The sequence below is a fragment of the Methylocystis sp. ATCC 49242 genome (assembly GCF_000188155.2).
Classification (GTDB): domain Bacteria; phylum Pseudomonadota; class Alphaproteobacteria; order Rhizobiales; family Beijerinckiaceae; genus Methylocystis.
Map to the genome: position 1 here is coordinate 1,027,596 of NZ_KE124774.1, position 16,040 is coordinate 1,043,635.

At 59.8% G+C, this 16,040-nt stretch carries 11 protein-coding genes and 1 pseudogene; 2 read left to right on the plus strand and 10 right to left on the minus strand.

Annotated features, from left to right (window positions below; all coding sequences use genetic code 11):
- Positions 1–92: 92 nt before the first annotated feature.
- The 4 genes and pseudogenes from MET49242_RS06990 to MET49242_RS24795 all read right to left on the minus strand — a co-directional run bounded on the left by MET49242_RS06990 (position 93) and on the right by MET49242_RS24795 (position 2,304).
- Positions 93–323 (minus strand): hypothetical protein, encoded by a 231-nt coding sequence (locus MET49242_RS06990; protein ID WP_144259499.1) that lies wholly within the window; start codon positions 321–323, stop codon positions 93–95.
- Positions 324–555: 232 nt separating this feature from the next.
- Positions 556–1,113, minus strand: coding sequence for a L,D-transpeptidase (locus MET49242_RS06995; protein ID WP_036281756.1), 558 nt, complete (start codon positions 1,111–1,113; stop codon positions 556–558).
- Positions 1,114–1,289: 176 nt separating this feature from the next.
- A pseudogene (locus tag MET49242_RS07000) lies at positions 1,290–1,499 on the minus strand (transposase); the annotation flags it as partial.
- 64 nt (positions 1,500–1,563) lie between these two features.
- Positions 1,564–2,304: a hypothetical protein gene (locus MET49242_RS24795; protein ID WP_144259500.1), complete on the minus strand. Its 741-nt coding sequence runs from the start codon at positions 2,302–2,304 to the stop codon at positions 1,564–1,566.
- Between the two features lie 1,550 nt (positions 2,305–3,854).
- Between MET49242_RS24795 and MET49242_RS23970 the strand changes: the two genes are divergently transcribed.
- Positions 3,855–4,690, plus strand: a protein-coding gene (locus MET49242_RS23970; protein WP_144259444.1) for an IS5 family transposase whose coding sequence is annotated in 2 segments (ribosomal slippage) — positions 3,855–4,239 and positions 4,239–4,690 — 837 coding nt in all. Because the reading frame shifts where the segments join, the coding sequence is not laid out codon by codon here.
- 752 nt (positions 4,691–5,442) lie between these two features.
- Here MET49242_RS23970 and MET49242_RS07015 read toward each other — a convergent pair.
- From MET49242_RS07015 to MET49242_RS07040, 6 genes are all read right to left on the minus strand, one after another.
- Positions 5,443–8,526 (minus strand): DEAD/DEAH box helicase, encoded by a 3,084-nt coding sequence (locus tag MET49242_RS07015; RefSeq protein WP_036281759.1) that lies wholly within the window; start codon positions 8,524–8,526, stop codon positions 5,443–5,445.
- A 9-nt stretch (positions 8,527–8,535) separates the two neighbouring features.
- Complete coding sequence (locus tag MET49242_RS07020) at positions 8,536–9,858, minus strand: EH signature domain-containing protein (protein ID WP_036281761.1); 1,323 nt, start codon at positions 9,856–9,858, stop codon at positions 8,536–8,538.
- Positions 9,855–10,664: an OmpA family protein gene (locus tag MET49242_RS07025; protein ID WP_244430889.1), complete on the minus strand. Its 810-nt coding sequence runs from the start codon at positions 10,662–10,664 to the stop codon at positions 9,855–9,857. The genes MET49242_RS07020 and MET49242_RS07025 overlap by 4 nt, the downstream gene beginning before the upstream one ends.
- Positions 10,665–10,717: 53 nt before the next feature.
- On the minus strand, positions 10,718–12,589 hold the full coding sequence (locus tag MET49242_RS07030) for a hypothetical protein (protein ID WP_244430748.1): 1,872 nt from the start codon (positions 12,587–12,589) through the stop codon (positions 10,718–10,720).
- Between the two features lie 372 nt (positions 12,590–12,961).
- Complete coding sequence (locus MET49242_RS07035) at positions 12,962–13,387, minus strand: hypothetical protein (protein ID WP_036281768.1); 426 nt, start codon at positions 13,385–13,387, stop codon at positions 12,962–12,964.
- Positions 13,388–13,467: 80 nt separating this feature from the next.
- Positions 13,468–14,115 (minus strand): hypothetical protein, encoded by a 648-nt coding sequence (locus tag MET49242_RS07040; RefSeq protein ID WP_036281770.1) that lies wholly within the window; start codon positions 14,113–14,115, stop codon positions 13,468–13,470.
- 373 nt (positions 14,116–14,488) lie between these two features.
- Here MET49242_RS07040 and MET49242_RS07045 point away from each other — a divergent pair, with 373 nt between their 5' ends.
- Positions 14,489–16,021, plus strand: a complete 1,533-nt coding sequence (locus tag MET49242_RS07045) for a sigma-54-dependent Fis family transcriptional regulator (protein ID WP_036281772.1) — start codon at positions 14,489–14,491, stop codon at positions 16,019–16,021.
- Positions 16,022–16,040: the final 19 nt, after the last annotated feature.

Here is a 16,040-nt window from a genome sequence, read left to right on the forward strand (position 1 = left end):
GCTAAATGTAGCCGCTGAAAAGTTTAGCGCATCAGGGGCGCTTTCTAGCCATTTTAGCTTATACGGTATTTGGATACCTTATTGTCCTGCCATCATGAAGACCTCTTGTCGGCGGCGCCGAGAATGGATGGCAGACTGACGTTGTTCTCGCGGTTGGCGGAATAGATCATGAGCGCCACCCTGCCCTCGCTGACCTCCGGCTCGACCTGGACGGCTGCGGCGTAGTTATTGATGACGATCTGCGGCGCCGCGTCCGGCGCAGGAGCGACTGGAGATCGGTCGTTATTCGAGCGCATTTTCGGCACGATAGGCGGCGCGGCCACACAGCCAGGCGCTCGCCGGGAGCTTGCGGGCACCCACCATCTCCAATAGTTCGCGATGCTCCCAATCCGATCGAACAGCCGATGATTACTGCGAGCCACGAACGCAGAGAATGCTTAGGATGCTCGTCATCATTGAATGAAGGCCGCCAGCGAGTTGCTGACGGCCCTTGCCATGGGCGCCGAGGTCGATCGGAGGGGGCGGTCGGCGCGTTATCCGCAAGTCGATCCCGGTTCAGGGCTGCATGATGACCGTCGCGCCGACGCTCACACGGTCGAAGAGATCCGCGACGTCTTCATTGCGCATGCGGATGCAGCCATAAGAGGCGGCCGTTCCGATCGAGGCGCGCATCTTGTTCGTCGTGCCGTGGATGGCGACCTCGCTGCGATCGAGCAGCATGGCGCGTGTCCCCATCGGGTTATTCGGCGCGCCGCCGGGAATGAGGTCGGGCAGTTCCGGATGGTCGGCCTTCACCGCCGCCGGGGGCGTCCAGTCCGGATTGACGTGCATGGAGCTGATCGAGGTGACGCCCGACCATTCCTTGCCGCGCTTCGGCACGGCGACGGGATAGCTGATGGCGACGCCGTTGCCGACGACATAGAACAGCCGGCGCTGGCTGGCGCTGATGACGATCGCGCCAGGCTCCACGTCCGTCGCGAATTCGACGACAGCGCCGCCCGGGGCCGTGGTTCGGCTCTGGGAGACATTGGCGGCGGCGGGCGTCGCGGCCATCGCGGAGCCGATCATGATCGCCAGGACTGCGCCGGCGACGAATTTGCGAAGATTGATCATTGTCCCCTCCAGGGAATTGCGTCGTTCGATGGAGGGAAGGTAGCGACTGCCGAACGAGCCGCCTGTGTGACGACACACGCGTCTATGCGACGAATTCCTGAACTGATGGGGTGGATGCCCCCTCCGCCCAGCGTCGTAAGATGCTGGGCGGAGGGGGCATCCACCCCATCAGTTCACAGCCGCTCGAGTTCCTGTTGTTCCGGCTTCTGCTGGCCATGGCCGGGGAAGGCCTGCGCAGGATCCGCCGTCAATTCCCGAACCCAGCGTCGCAACACATTCTCATGCACATCCAGATCGCGACAGGCCTGCGCAACGGTGACGCTGCGCTCCTTTACGAGCCGAACCGCCTCAACCTTGAATTCCCGACTGAATATCCGTCTCGCCATAACCGACCTCCGGCCTTATGAAACACCGTTTCTCGGCGTCCACGAAACCGGCAGCAGCTCATCATCAAGAAGACAAACGCCAGCGTGCCCTATCAGTCGAACGCGATCTGATGTCGTTGCCACTTACTCCTAATTCTTCGCTCTGTCGGCGGGTAGCGTGGCGCGGATCGAATAAGACAAGTTCTGTCTCAAATCGAGAGACATATGCGCCGGCGACGTTTTTCTTTTTGATATGGGCGGCAATGATTATCGGCGACTTGTTTCGGATACCACGATGTCCTTGCGCAAAGGTTTCAGCGACCTCCTTATCGACCGTCCATGATAACCCGAGAGGAGCACAGCGGTCTTGCCCACGAAAAGCTATAATCTCTTCTGGTAGCTCATCATAAAAATCGCGATCCTTTAAGTCATCTATGTGGTCGGCGCGCCAATCACTCCGAATGCTCCGAAGCAATTTGGCGAATTTATAATGAGGGATTGCGTCGAAGGAGTTCCAGAAATAATGGAAATGTTCCCACACAAATCGAGGTCGACTATCGAATTCAGAACATACCGCTAAGAACTCGTGCGGGCGTTGCGCAGAACCGAAAGTGAAGAGATAGGCCGCAAATACGTCTCGCACGCGCTCTTTTCCCGCGCTTTCGTAAACAAGATCGCAAAGATCAGAAAATAGCTTACGACGCCTTTCATTCAGATCGTTCCTACATTCAAGCATATAGCGACGGGTATTGTTGTCCATCACAACACGGCTGTGATCAGCGTCAACGATATTCATTTCAAGCATACCTAAGTTAACCTTTCCCATTTGAAAAAGCCACGCTCATGCCGCAGGGAACTATGCTTGCGGCGATCTGCGCCGGTGATTACCGCTCGCAGACGACTTCTAACTCACCCCAAGACGATGACCGTTTTGCGCTCTACGCTGAACGACGGGTGCACTCAGAATGAGCGGCTATGCTAAAGACCGTTAGGTGCTGCCGTTGCTCTTCGATCTCCTCTTCGCGCGGATCGTTGTCTTTCACTTCAAGCTCGACAACGCGCGCCTTCAGCTTCCGATTCTCGACTTTCAAATCTGCGATGCGTGCGGGGGATAGTTGATCATGGATTCTACCTCAGTCCGCGATATCGCCGCTCTCCTTGCCGACAGGGGTGTTGAATATGATCTCTATAGCGTCAAGCGCGCGAATCGCTCGAAAATATTTTTGAGATATTGCGTTGATGGACCCTTGAAAAATGACGCCCGCGTCGCCAACGCACTGCGTGAGCGTTTTCGTTCGAAAATATTAAGTATTTCCTCCGACGACATTGTCGTTACTCATCACGTTCGACACTCCCGTGTTCGGGCGGATTCTTTCTCGAACTGAAGAACCAAGGTGGGCGGCGCCGACGCGCGGCGTCCGATAATTCCAAACGACCTTTTTCTTCTTCGGCTGCGCGGCGATCGAATCTCCGCGTCGTTGCTTAGTTCATCCCCGCGTGTGCGAGGAACGCGCCCAGGCGTCATTTGCGCGCTAGCGCAGCGTCGGTTCATCCCCGCCTGTGTGACGACACACACGTCAATACGACGGATGCCGACCCTTCCGGGGCAAGCATGTTCGATGAGATCAGCGAGTTTGGCGCCGTTAAACCTGATGTCTATTGAACCTCACACTTGTTGTTATGAGGGCTAAGCCCCCGTTCGAACGCAGTCCGCGTAACTAACTGCGGCGGGACAGGTGGACGGGATCGGAGCCGGCGGCATTCCCGAGCCCAGCCTCCATCCCTCCCGAGGCATGGGGTCTTTCCTAGGACTTCGCTATCTTGCGACCCATTGAGTGCAGGACTGTTCCCATCTGGCGCCGCTACCCCGCCCAACATGGCGCGGATAAAAATCCCGGCGCCGGCTGTTACCCCCTCCCCTTTTCATGAGCCGGGGCGCCGGCGCCATTCCGCTCCTCACATCATCGTTCCCCAATGCCGGAAACCGCCTCGCCAAAGGCAATATCAAGTTTCCTCGCGAAATTTCAAAACCTTTCCACAATGAATGACCCGACAAAATAACGAATTTACCAGCAATGTTCCGATGACTATCTGCTATATTAGCTTATGTAGTTACACAGCAACGGAGATATTTACTATGACTACTTCACCCCGCCCGTTTTACAATAGCGAACCAGCCCGGATCATCCGTGACCGTCTCGTCGCGCTACACCAAATGAAAAACGCTGAACAGATTGGGAAGGAAATCGGTTACCGAGATGGAAAAGTCGTGCGCAGCTTCGCCGAGGGAGCACTAAGTGTCCGTCCTGAAAGATGTTGAATCGAATGAATCTGTTGTGATGGATGGGAGGCGGTCTGATTCGTAGGAGGCCGTCGATGTGGACGAAGGCAAACCGGGCGAAATACAATCGCGACAGGTTACGTTATCCGAGTGATGTGACGGACGAGGAGTGGGGGCATGTGGCGCCGCTTATTCCTCCGGCCAAGCGTGGCGGGCGCAAGCGTGAAGTGGACATGCGGGCGGTGTTCAACGCCATCATGTATGTGCTGAGCACGGGATGCCAATGGCGGTACATTCCCAAGGATTTTCCCCCGAAGAGCACAGTGTATCGTTATTTTTGCGATTGGGCCTGGTGCGGCGTTCTGGATCGCATGCACGACGCGCTCTACGTCATGTGTCGCGAACGAGCGGAACGAGAGGCGAGCCCCACCGCGGCGATCATCGATAGTCAGAGCGTGAAGAGCGCGGAAAAAGGGGGGCGCGCATTGATCCGCATGGCTATGACGCCGGCAAAAAGATCAAAGGCAAGAAACGCCACGTACTCGTCGATACGCAAGGTTTGTTGATGGGCGCCGTCGTTCACGGCGCCGACATTCAGGACCGAGACGGCGGCGTCTTGCTGCTTTCGACGTTGCATGGGCGGTTTCCCTTTCTTGAAAAGCTGTTGGCTGACAGCGCCTATCAGGGACCGATCTTCGCCGACGCAACGGGCAAAATCCTACCGTGTCTCAAAATCGAGATTATAAAACGATCCGATCAGGCGAAGGGCTTCGTGAAATTGCCCATGCGCTGGATCGTCGAAAGATCAATCGCCTGGCTAAACCGCTGTAGAAGACTGGCCAAGGATTGGGAAAACCTCAATATCACAGCGCTCGTGTTCCTGCGTTTCGCGTCGATTCGGCTCATGCTACGAAAGCTCTGCAATTGTTGACTAACTTCTGGGACGGACTCTAAGAGTTCCAATTGATAAGGCTCTTCCACTTTCACGCGCTCTGGAAATCGATCCGGCGCTGTTTCTCACTCTCGTGTTCCGTTGTTGGGGCCTTGAATTCGACGGAATTCAGCTTGTCAACGATCCGGCTCCGCCTAACGGTAATCCAACGCGGACATAAAACTGACTTTCGAACAATTCGAGATGCACTGGTCGATCGTCCATCCAACGAGAGGACGATCACTTTCTGTTCCGCCAGGCTCCACCGCATCAGTCAAAGAGATTTCGTCGCCCATATCAGGCGCCGCGTGCGCCCTGCGGCGCATCCCATGCGGCGTGGCTTCCTACCCCACGGGCGCCGCATTCGTGACCACCCCCATCCGTGGCTTTCGTTCCTCCGCCCGGTCGTGGCGGCTTTTCTGACTATGCCGCGCGTCGTGTTGCGAGGGGTTAGCTGTGAATCGGCGTCCAACACTGACCCCACCTCCTTCTGTTATAAGAGGCTGAAATCAAATAATGTCTCGCCCCTAGCGGGGGGGCAGGATTGAACGCCGATCACTTTGTCTGAAAATCGGGAAAAGTCACGCCAGATCAGTCTGTTGGGTCAAGTCTCCAAGGGGTCATTTTTGGACGCCGAGTCACAGCCGATTTATCATATAGCGAAAAAAGAACGGATCTGTATGGGAACATGCGTGATCCAAAATTACCCTCGACCACCGCTGATTTAAGTCGAGTAGTATCGGGATTTTTGATCACTCCAGTGGCACAGAACCATCTGATGCGATTTTTGGACGAGGGATTCCGTCCCGCTCGAAAAGGGCGGATACAGTGGAGATAATTGGATCGTCGGCGCTTCTGGATTCCTCCGCACTCAATAATTTCTGCAGTTCGGCTACGTCTCCGTCCGTGTCGCCCATCGGCCAAAGGGCCGAGCTGGCTAGCTTGCGCTTACGCTGCATGAGGCTTTGCAGCAGACAGTCGAACGAGTTCTCACGGTAGCCCGGATGTATCGCCATCGGTAAGTGGATGCTGACGGGGCGCGTCTGCCCGAGACGATGAACGCGATCGTTGCACTGTTCCTCGACCGCCGGATTCCACCACCGTGAAAGATGGATCACGTGGGTGGCGGCGGTGAGCGTGAGGCCCACGCCGGCGGCCTTGGGACCGAGAACGAGAATATCAAACCCTCGGTCTTCTTCCAGATGCTGCTGAAAGCGGTTAACGATCGCCTGCCGCTTCGGGATGGGCGTGTCACCATTGATGAGATCGATGCGGCTCAAACCGAACTCGGCGCGGGCGAGCTCGATAAATCGGTGTTGCATCTGGCGGTGCTCGATGAAAACCAGCGCGCGCTCGCCCTTCGCCGCAATGCGCCTAAGAATTTCGAAAGTAGCAGACAGACGGGCCGAGGCGCCGATGTAATCGGCGTCACAGGCCTTCGCATCTAGGCTTGGATGCACGGACACGGAGCGGATGTGATGCAGCGTTTTCAAGGCTGCTCCCAGGCCGCCCCGTGCGAGCTTGAGCCGCGCGTCATCGTAGGCGGAGGCCTGACCGGCTGGCATGAGGCGCGGGTGGAGACGCCGGGTTTTCTCCGGCAGGTCCCACGCCACCTGATCTTTCGTGCGGCGAAGCGCGAGCGCTGGACGTCCGTTCGATGGCTTGAAGACGCGGCCATGCAGCTCCGCCATGTTGCTGCTATCCGGTTCGCCGTAGCGGCTTCTGAATTCTTTGAGACTTCCGAGCAAGCCGGGCGCGAGCTGCTCCATGACGGCCCAGAGATCGACCGCGCTGTTTTCGATCGGCGTGCCCGTCAAGCCGATGCGAAAGTCAGCGTTCATGAACAAGGCGGATTGGGAGCGTAGGGCGGCTGGATTCTTGAGCGTTTGAATCTCGTCGAACACGAGGGCGCTGAAACGGATACGGCCGAGCGAATGCTGATAGTTGGTAAGGGTCGTGTAAGTCGTCAACAGCCAGAAGCGGTGGGCGCGACCTTCTCGCAGGGCTTCTGTCAAGAAACCAAGATCGAGCTTGATTTCGCCGCTGTCGATATCGCGACCGGATTTTCCTGTGAGCTTCCGGCTTGAAATGGCGCTGCCATAGAGGCGAATTAGATGGCCGAGGCCCGGCTCCTGGACATGCCGCGCCACCTCCTGTTCCCAGTTTTCGAGCAGTGACGTCGGCGCCACAATGAGCACAGGACCACTTTGGGGCGCTTTTTCCTGCGCTAGGTGGGATTTCAGCCAGACCAGAAACGCAATCGTTTGAAGCGTCTTTCCAAGCCCTTGCTCATCGGCGTTGAGCACGCCGGGAAGGCCCGCTCGCCACGCCGCTACCTGCCAGTCGAAGCTCTCCAACTGATGGGGCTTCAACGACGTGCGGATCGTATCCGGCAGGACCGCCGGAACGCGCGCCTCACGCGGCTGGAATTTCGTCGACCACTCTATGTCGTCGAAGTTTTTCTTGCCGTCGAGGACGTGCGGGCCGCTGCGTTCGGCTTCACGGGCTTCGACCTTCGCTTCCGTTCGCGCCTCGAGATGAGCGTCGATTGTCGCCACCATCTCTGGTTTCGCCGGCAGCTTGAGGTCATCCAAAGGGACAGACTCCTGTCCCTGCTCGATGGCCTCTTCCACATCCTTTCGAAGGCTCTCCAGCTCGGCGGCGGAACGCGCACCAAGCGCCGCCGCGACCTGTCGAGCGAAATGCTCCGGCAGCCAAGTCGTCCCGCTGCTTTGGAAGTCGCCGAGGTCCGGCTTTTCAAAGACCTTGACGCCTGTCACCCGCTCGGAGAATTCCTTCGTTTCGATGAACACCGGGCCTGCGGTGTTCTCGATCACTTCCTCTTCCGCTTCAGGGCTGAGATTCTCGAGGCGGCCATCCTTGCGAAGGGCCGCTTCTATGGCTTCGGTGATGCGGGGGCGAGGGTTTCTGATGAAGGCAGCGCGTTCGGCCCGAGATGCGCGCTGCATCTCGGCCAAGACATCGAGCGCCGGTAACGCGGAGCGTTCGAGGACGAGGAAACTGCCCGACCCCAACCGATAGGCTGGCGACGCGCCGCGCTCACGAACCTTTTTTTGAAAACCCCTCAGCTCCTCGCCACTGAGCTCACTGTCGCTCTCAGAGACTTCTGCGTGTTCTGCGGCATCCGCCAGTCGACGCCCGGAGAAAGGCAACACTTCGAAGTCGTCGCCCTCTTTGTTCGCCGCTATCGACAGGCGGTCCGCCACCCGCACCTGCAGGCTGGACAGGAAATCGGTCATCGAGATTCTGGCGGCGTTGCTGCTATCAGCGATATGAACGCCGGGATCGAGCGCTTGCCGGAACCGCGAGAGAGCGCCCCAATGGTCAATGTCGCTGCCGCCCGGCCGGAACGTTTCGGCGACCTCGATCGCCTCCATGATCCACAATGGCAAACGCCGTGGCCCGCTCGAGGTTTCGAGGATGGCGCCGGTCCTGTGCGGCAGCTGCCGCTGTCCGTTCTTGAACCATTCGGCTTTGAGGCGAAAGTTCGGAGACCCCACGAGTCCCTCTGCGTCCGTTTTCAGGGTGAGGTCGACGAGCGGCGGCAGGCCGAGGATCTGCGCGGTTTCGCCTGGCAGAGCCGCGGCGAGGCGATGGGAAAGGCGGATGTGGTCGGCGACGATCTCCAGCTCCTCGCCCGCCTCCTCGGCGAGAGCGCGCAGATCCGCAAGCGCAATGATGAGATCGCGGTCGGCGGGCGGCAGATGTTCGAGGTCGCGCTTTTTGGCGCGTTTTATCAGGCGCTGCAGAAGGCCGTCGGCTGTCCGCTCGAGGGTGAGGTGGATGGCCTGCTGATCGAAGTGAAAGTCGAACATAGGGGCGTCTCAAATGTTTTCTTTGACCCAGTCTTGCCAGTTTCCCCAATGACGCTTGGCGGCGTCACTTTTCTTTCGAATATCGTCGCAATCATATCCGCGGTTATGTCCCGTCTGATAGAGTTTCGGCGTATGAGGGTTCCCGCTTTTGAAAATGTGGACTTTGTAATCATGTGATCCTTCGACCACAATCCTGTTTCCGATTTGCATGATTAGAAGCGATGTGTCTTTCCGATGCCCTCCAGCGACTTGGCGCCCATATTGTAGTGTGTTGACGCCACCTTTGGCTTTGAGCTGGCTATCCGCGAAATCGGATGCTTTTGCGCCAAAGGCGACCCAGGCGGCGTCGATACGTTTTTCCTCGTAAAGCGACAGCCATAATTCACGACGGGGCGCCCACATGTTCGTCTTGTCCACGACCGACAAAACATCCAGGAAGAAGCGGATGTTTTCCCCCGTCAGCCATCTCATCAACACCGCCAGGTGATCGGGCAGAACGCCAGCCCACGCGCCGCCGCCACTCACGCGCGGATCGCCATATAGGCCCAATAAGGACTCGGTGATAAATGTCAGCTCGCTTTGAGGCGGGGTCTGCTTCAGCCACGGGCTGAGCACCGCCGTTATCGCTTCACCCGCGCCAGACATTCTTGCCCGTTGCCCTCCGGGCTTGAGCCAGTTGAAAAGCTTTTCCAGGCCGGCTCTGCTTTTCAGCTCGGGCCGCATGATCTCGACAAAGGCCAGATGCGCGTAGTCCATCAGGCCGGGTGCGTGAGGAGTCCTGATGCCGATCGCCTTCAGTTCAGTCCAGCAATCGACCATGTTTCTCATTTTCGCGGCGATTGCGTCGGGTGCCCGGACCGGGTCGAGAAGCTCGGGAATGTTTTGGAGAAGCTGATGCCCCTGAGGGCCGATTCTGGGCCAAGCGCTGATCAGCGCCGACGCCAGGGAGCGCGTGTGTGTTGCGCCGGGTTGGTAAGACCCGAGATATACCGATAGCATCGAGACAAGAAAGGAACGGCGCGTCGAGGCATCGATTTCATCGTAGTAGAACTGGCGCAATTTGGCGAGATCGAGCCGCTCCCGTCGTTGCTCGTCGAAGAGCGCCCGGGCGGCAGAGGTCACGAAAGACATCCACGTGTCGTCCCATGCGTTCGCCTCCAGACGACGGAGCATCTCCTGAACGAGGCGTTCGCGGTCTTCTTCGTTTGGCATGGCGACGACATCCGGCCAGCGGTTGAGGATGGCGTTCTTCCGCGTTTCTATGCTCTTGAGATCAGGGAGCGTCGGCGCATTGAAGCGCACCAGTTTCTCCAGGATCGACGCGAGGCTCATCGTGAGCCCGCCCCAGTGACCCCACTGCGCAAATCGTTTTGGACTTTGCTGATCTCTTCCAGCGTCCCCGGCGTAAACATGATGATCCGAAGGTCTATTCGACGGTTGGTGGCCTTCCCTTCTTGGGTGGCGTTATCCGCCACAGGGCGCATTCTGCCGTATCCGGCCACGGACAGGACCGGTTGTGCACGATCATTGCGAAAGTCGACCAGAGCCGGCTCGTGCTTCGTCATCGCGAAAAAGGTCTCGTTAGCACGATTGGTGGATAACGTGATGTTGCTATTGTCCTGTCCGTCGGAATCCGTATGCCCTTCTACCAATACAGCTTCGATGACCGCGCCCGCGGCATTACAGCGGCTGTTCCAGGAAGAACGGGGTCCGAGCGTATAACAGGGCAGCACTTCGCCGAGGCGGGTGGCGATGCTTTCCACGATGCGCCGCTTGTCGGGCCGGAGCTCGCTCGACCCCGTCTTGAAGAGGCCGTCACCCTTGAACCTCAGAGCGTCCATCTCCTCGCTGATCACGACTTGAAGGTCAGGAAAGTCGGCTTTCAGCTTCGACTGAAGGTCTTTGAGAATACGCTCTCGCTGGTTCGCCACGGCGGCGAGATACGTCTCGACCGGGCGGTTCGCGAGCCGTTTCAATTGTTCCCTTAGCTCTCGCACTTCTTTTTCAAGCTTGTCTCGCTCACGAACGATGCTCTCGTATTCCTTGCGCGACACTTTGTCGGGGTCGCGAAACTGGGAGGCAAAGAAGGCAAGGAGGATCATAACGATGAAGAGGAAACTTACCGTCATGTCCGTCATGGACACGAAAACGGACTCTTCTTCGTCCTCATGATGGCGCCGCGGCCCCCCCCTCAAAACCTTCTCCTGCGCTCAGGCGTGAACTGTTCGGCTTGCTCGACGATGGTTCGCAAAGTGTCCAGGGCTGGAGCCAATTCTTCCTGCATTCTGCGAACATGGCCATGAAGGCTATCCACAGTGACCGCGACCTGGCCTGTATATTTTTCGAAGGCTTCCCCGAGTTTCTCGTCAAGGTCATCGAGACGATCGCCCTGTTCTCTTATCCGGGCTTCTTGCGCCTTCATTCGATCCAGCATGTCGCTCAGGCCCTTGAGCGAGGTCTCGATTGCTCTCGCGTGACCCCCTAGCATTTCCTGCGCCGCCGCCAGAGTCTGCGCCGCGCTTTGTGCGGTCGCCTCAGAGGAGCGCACGACCGTATTGGCCGCATGGGCGGTGCTCTCTTTCAAATGCGTCATCGTGGCCTCAAGGCGCTCGTTTGCGGAGCTGATCGGGGCGACGGCGGCGGCGAGGTCTTGCGACGCCGACTTGAAGCTGCTCGCAGCCCGCTCGCTGGCTTCGGCCCCGACACGAACGCCATCAGAGAGGCGTCGCATGCCGGTCGCGCCTTCGGAAAGGCTGTCAACCATGGTGCCGAGCTGCTGCGCGATCCGGTCGAGCGGCGCAAGAAGCTCCTGTCCGGCTTTCTCGGCGAGCTGTTCCGTGCGCTCCGAGATTTCCTTGGTCGTTCGGTCGACCGCCTGGAGCACTGCGACGCCGGCAGATCCGATCGCCCCGGCGGCGTTGGCGCCCTCGGCCGCGATTTGACCGGCCACGGCAGCGCGTCCCTCTCTGGATGCCTCCTCGATTTCCTTGCGGAAACCCTCGGCTGCCTGTCGCATTTCCGCCGCAGCCGCGCTTAGCGCGCGAGCGCCCTCGCCAGTGTTGTCTCGAATGCCCTCCAACGTCTGGTTCATGACGGAAAGCAACTGCTCCGCGCCCTGCGTAAAGGCGCCGGAAGCGGTCTGAGCGGTGGCGCCCATGCCGTTGCGGAGATCCTCCACCGCTTGGGTAAGGCGGGTTACGGCCGCGTCTATCTCTGTGCCGACGCGTCCTGAGCTCTGATCCATCCTCTCCGACAGCGCCGCGATGCGGTCTCCCGCCTTGACGAGGCTTTCGCTGGCCGTGGCCAAAGCGTGCCCGACGTCGTCGGAGAAGCGCTCCGAGAGGCTTTTCACCATCTCGTCCATTCCATCAGCGCCGGCCTGGCCGACCTGCTGCATGAGCGGCGCCATCACTGACGTGATGGAGGTCGATATCGCGGCCGGCAGCTCCTCCCGCAGAGGGCGACCCAACTCCGCCACGAGTTCAAGGCCAATCATGCGAAAGTGCTCGCGCTGTTCGCGCGTCGCCGCCAACTGCTCGACGGCTAGATATTCGAGGCTGATGAAGGTCAGGCGCGTCTCAATCGTGGCGCAGAGCTGATGGATCTCCTTCTCTGTGCGCGACATGCCGCGCCGAAGCACAATCGTAAACACGATCGAGCAGAGCAGTCCCGTAAGCGACATGATGAACTTGGCGGACGCGATGGTCAGGAGGATCTGGAGCGAGTCCTGGACCTTGTCCCCGCGGAAGTCCATGGAGCTCAGGGCGGAAATGAGGCCTAGAAACGTAAGGAAAAGACCGACGCTGACGAAGATGCCGGGAACGATGCGCCAGCTGCCGGCGCCAAATCGCAAATCGTCCGGGTTGAAGAAAACAGCCGGGCGGACCGAGTTTCGTAGCGTAATGGATTCATTCTCGTAATGCGGGACGAGAGTCTCCCTATATTCGCGCCACGCCGTCGCCAGATGCGCGCGCGCCTCTCCCTGCGCCTCGCTTTCGATTTTGTGGTCGAGACCGCTGATGGCCTCCGCAAAGGCGGCGTGGTCAGGGGTCTCATCGATCAATCCGCGCAGCCAACGTATGGCATTTCGCCTCGAGGCCGTGGCGCGATGGAATACAATAACAGCCGCGCCGAGTGCGCCGAGGAGCAAAAGAGTTACAAGACCCGGGGCCGCCGGGAATTTCAAGGTAGACGCGAAGAACAGCACCAAATCGCGGACGTAAATACCAACCAGCGAAAAAAGGCCAACCACGGTTCCCATCTTCGACTTCGCCCTAACTGCCGATTTAATAACCACTAACTTCGCAAGCTTGGTCGTTATACTCCCGCGTGCGTGACAGTTGCAACAGGTGACCCGTGCACGCTTGCCTGGATGGCTCGCCAAGGCTTCGCACGCGGGTCCACTCGGTGGCAGGTTTCTCGCCTGCGTCTGGTGTCAGCGGCTTCGTCGCTTTTGCGCGACCGAAGGCGCGCTGCAGGAACCATCAGGCATCATCAGAATGTCGGCTTGCGGCGCGTATTGGTTCATTGCGCCGGTGGCGGCGTCGACGCCCAACCCGACAACCCCGCCAACCACGATATTGCCCGCCGTCATGCCGTCCATGCTGGACGCAAGCATGCCGTTTCCTTCGCTATAGCATTCCTTGCTGCAGCGAACCGACACGGCGCTGGCGCCCTTGGCGAGCGTGACGACACCCGGCGTCGTGACCATCTGTCTGCCGACCGAAGGAGAGGTCAAGGTGCACGTTGCGCCCGGCGCGCCGGGCGTGTTGATGGCGACGGCCTGCGTCGTCCCGCGCGTCATCGTCGCACAACCAGCCAAGCCAATGAGAGCGGCGCAGGTCATCAGATATTTCAGCATCGTCAAGTTTCCTTTTCTTTTTGTCCAAATCGTATCGGCCGATCACCCGGAAGCGCGGCTTCTAGTCGTCAAGGGCCGCCTCAAAGGTTCAAAAACCCTGTCTGAGCGTCGGGAAAAATCAGCTCGAGCGGTTCATCGGCGGCGACGATGACCGGCGCGTCCCCGACGGGGCGGCCGTGAAGCAGGGCGAGACCGCTCTGCGGCGAGACGAGGAGAACCGCGATCGCCCGCTCTTCCGGGATTGGGACGGTCTTCAGCGTTCCCATCAGAAAGACATCCGCGAAAGCCATCGGAATTGGCAGACGCGGCGACTCGCCCGAGAATGAAAGCTGCGCGAGGATCCTGGCCTCTATCTGCACTTCGTTCGCCAGCGGAATGGAGCGCAGCGTTACGACATGCGCGCCGCGCTGCAGCGGCATGTATGAAACGCGCATGGGCTTGCGGGCTTTTTCGGGGGTTTCAAGCGCCAGAACGAAGTCATTCTTGCCGATGCGAGCGCTTGGGCCCCACATGATGGCGCCGGGAGGAGACAGAAGGGTCAGCACTACGTTGATGGGCGCAGCCTCGAAACTGCGGAAAAAGCGCGTGAGGGTGATGCTCGCAAAGCCATCGCGCACCCATGAAATCTCGATGCGTCGCGCAATCGCCAGTTCGATGGCTGATCCATCAGCGCAAAACCCGACCACTGCGTCTCGAAGAGTGGGGTCCGAATGATGAACGCGGGTCATTTGGTGAAGTGCCCTCTGAAAGAAAAAAGCGCGCGCCGAAACGGACGGCGTTTCCGCGTGAGATGGCATCAAGGGATGACGGCGCGCCGGGATCGGGCGCGCCGCGGGGATGATCGGACGGTCCGGCGCCCCCTCAGGCGTGGGGCCTGTCCGGGATAGGAGGGGGATGGTGAAACGGCGACATGTCCTGCCGGGGCAATGTGCGTGCCGGCGGGCGAAACGGCGTCGCGTTTGGCGCCGCCGGGTTAGCAAGTCGCTGATCTATAAGCGAGATACGATGCCACAGGCGGCGCGCCGGCTCCCGGCCGACGCTGCGCCTATGATAACGTTTCTTGTGAAACCACAAATGATCTTATAAGCCAGCGGCGTGCGTATGCTCGTCTCATGGCTCGGAACGGCCGATCTCAAAGCTCCAGAGGCGGTTGACAGGGCGGATATCGGTCCCGTCGCCTCGACGCTCGCAGCGCGCACCTTCGACCGCGTTCTGCTGCTCGCGGATCAGAACCCCAAAAGCGTGCGGCGCTATGAGAGCTGGCTGCGCACAAATCTCGCGAGCAAAAAGGGGCTCGCATTGTCCGTCGCGCGCGTGGACATCACCAACCCGACAAATTTCGAGCAGATCTATTCCGCCGTCACGCAATGCCTTGATCACGAACTGAGGGCGCTTGAGGAAAGGCCTGCGCTTTCCTTCAATCTAAGCTCCGGCACGCCGGCGATGGCCGCGACATGGGTCGTGCTGGGCAAGACCAAATATCGGGCCGAGCTGCTGCAATCGTCCCGCCAGACAGGCGTCGAGACCGCTTCGGTTCCTTTCGATATTTCGCTCTCGCCCGAGTTCGTCACGGACGTTCTGCGCGGCCCCGATCGGCAACTCGAAAAGTTGAGCGGCGGCGCGTCGGATGCAGGCTCGAAATTCGGCGACATCATCTATCGCGGCCCGGCGATGCGGCGGCTGATCGAGAGGGCGTCCAAAGCCGCGCCGCGCTCCGTGCCCGTCCTCATCGAGGGAGAGTCGGGAACCGGCAAGGAACTGCTTGCGCGCGCCATTCATGCGGCCAGCCCGCGCCGTCGAAAGCCGCTGGAGGTGGTGAATTGCGGAGCCATCCCCCCGGAGCTGGCGGAGTCGGCGCTCTTCGGCCACGTGAAGGGCGCCTTCACGGGCGCCGTGCGCGACCAAGTGGGGCATTTCGAGGCCGCGCATGGCGGCGCTCTGTTCCTCGACGAAGTGGGCGAATTACCGCTGCTCGCACAGGTCAAATTGCTGCGGGCGATACAGGAGGGCGAAATCCGCCGCGTGGGCGACGATAGGACGCTTCAGGTCGATGTCCGCATCATCGCGGCCACCAATCGCCAGCTTGCGGCTGAAGTCGCCGCCGGGCGCTTTCGGGAAGATCTCTTCTACCGTCTCGCCGTTCTGATCCTGCGCGCGCCGCCCTTGCGGGAGCGCGAGGGCGATTTGGAGCCGCTGATCGACGGACGGCTCGCGCGCATCAATGCACAGAGCGCGAAGGAGCCGGGATTTTCGCCGCGCCGGATCTCCCCGGAGGCGAAGGCGATGCTCATGCGCCACGGCTGGCCGGGCAATGTGCGCGAGCTGGAGAACACCTTGCGCCGCGCGGCTGTCTGGTGCGACGGCGAGATCATGGAAGCCGCTGACATCGCCGACGCCCTCTTGCCGCGAGCTACGCCCGCCGCCGACGCCGTGCTTGGGCGGCCGCTGGAAGCAGGCGTCGATCTGCCGGAGCTGCTGGCGGAAGTGGCGCGGCATTATCTCTCCCGCGCCATGTCGGCCTGCAATGGCAACAAGTCTCGCGCCGCCGAGCTGGTCGGTCTCGCCAGCTATCAGACGCTCACCAACTGGCTCGAAAAATACGACGTCACGGAGCCCCGCTCCCGCGAGGCTTGAATCCCGCAACCGCGCTGGC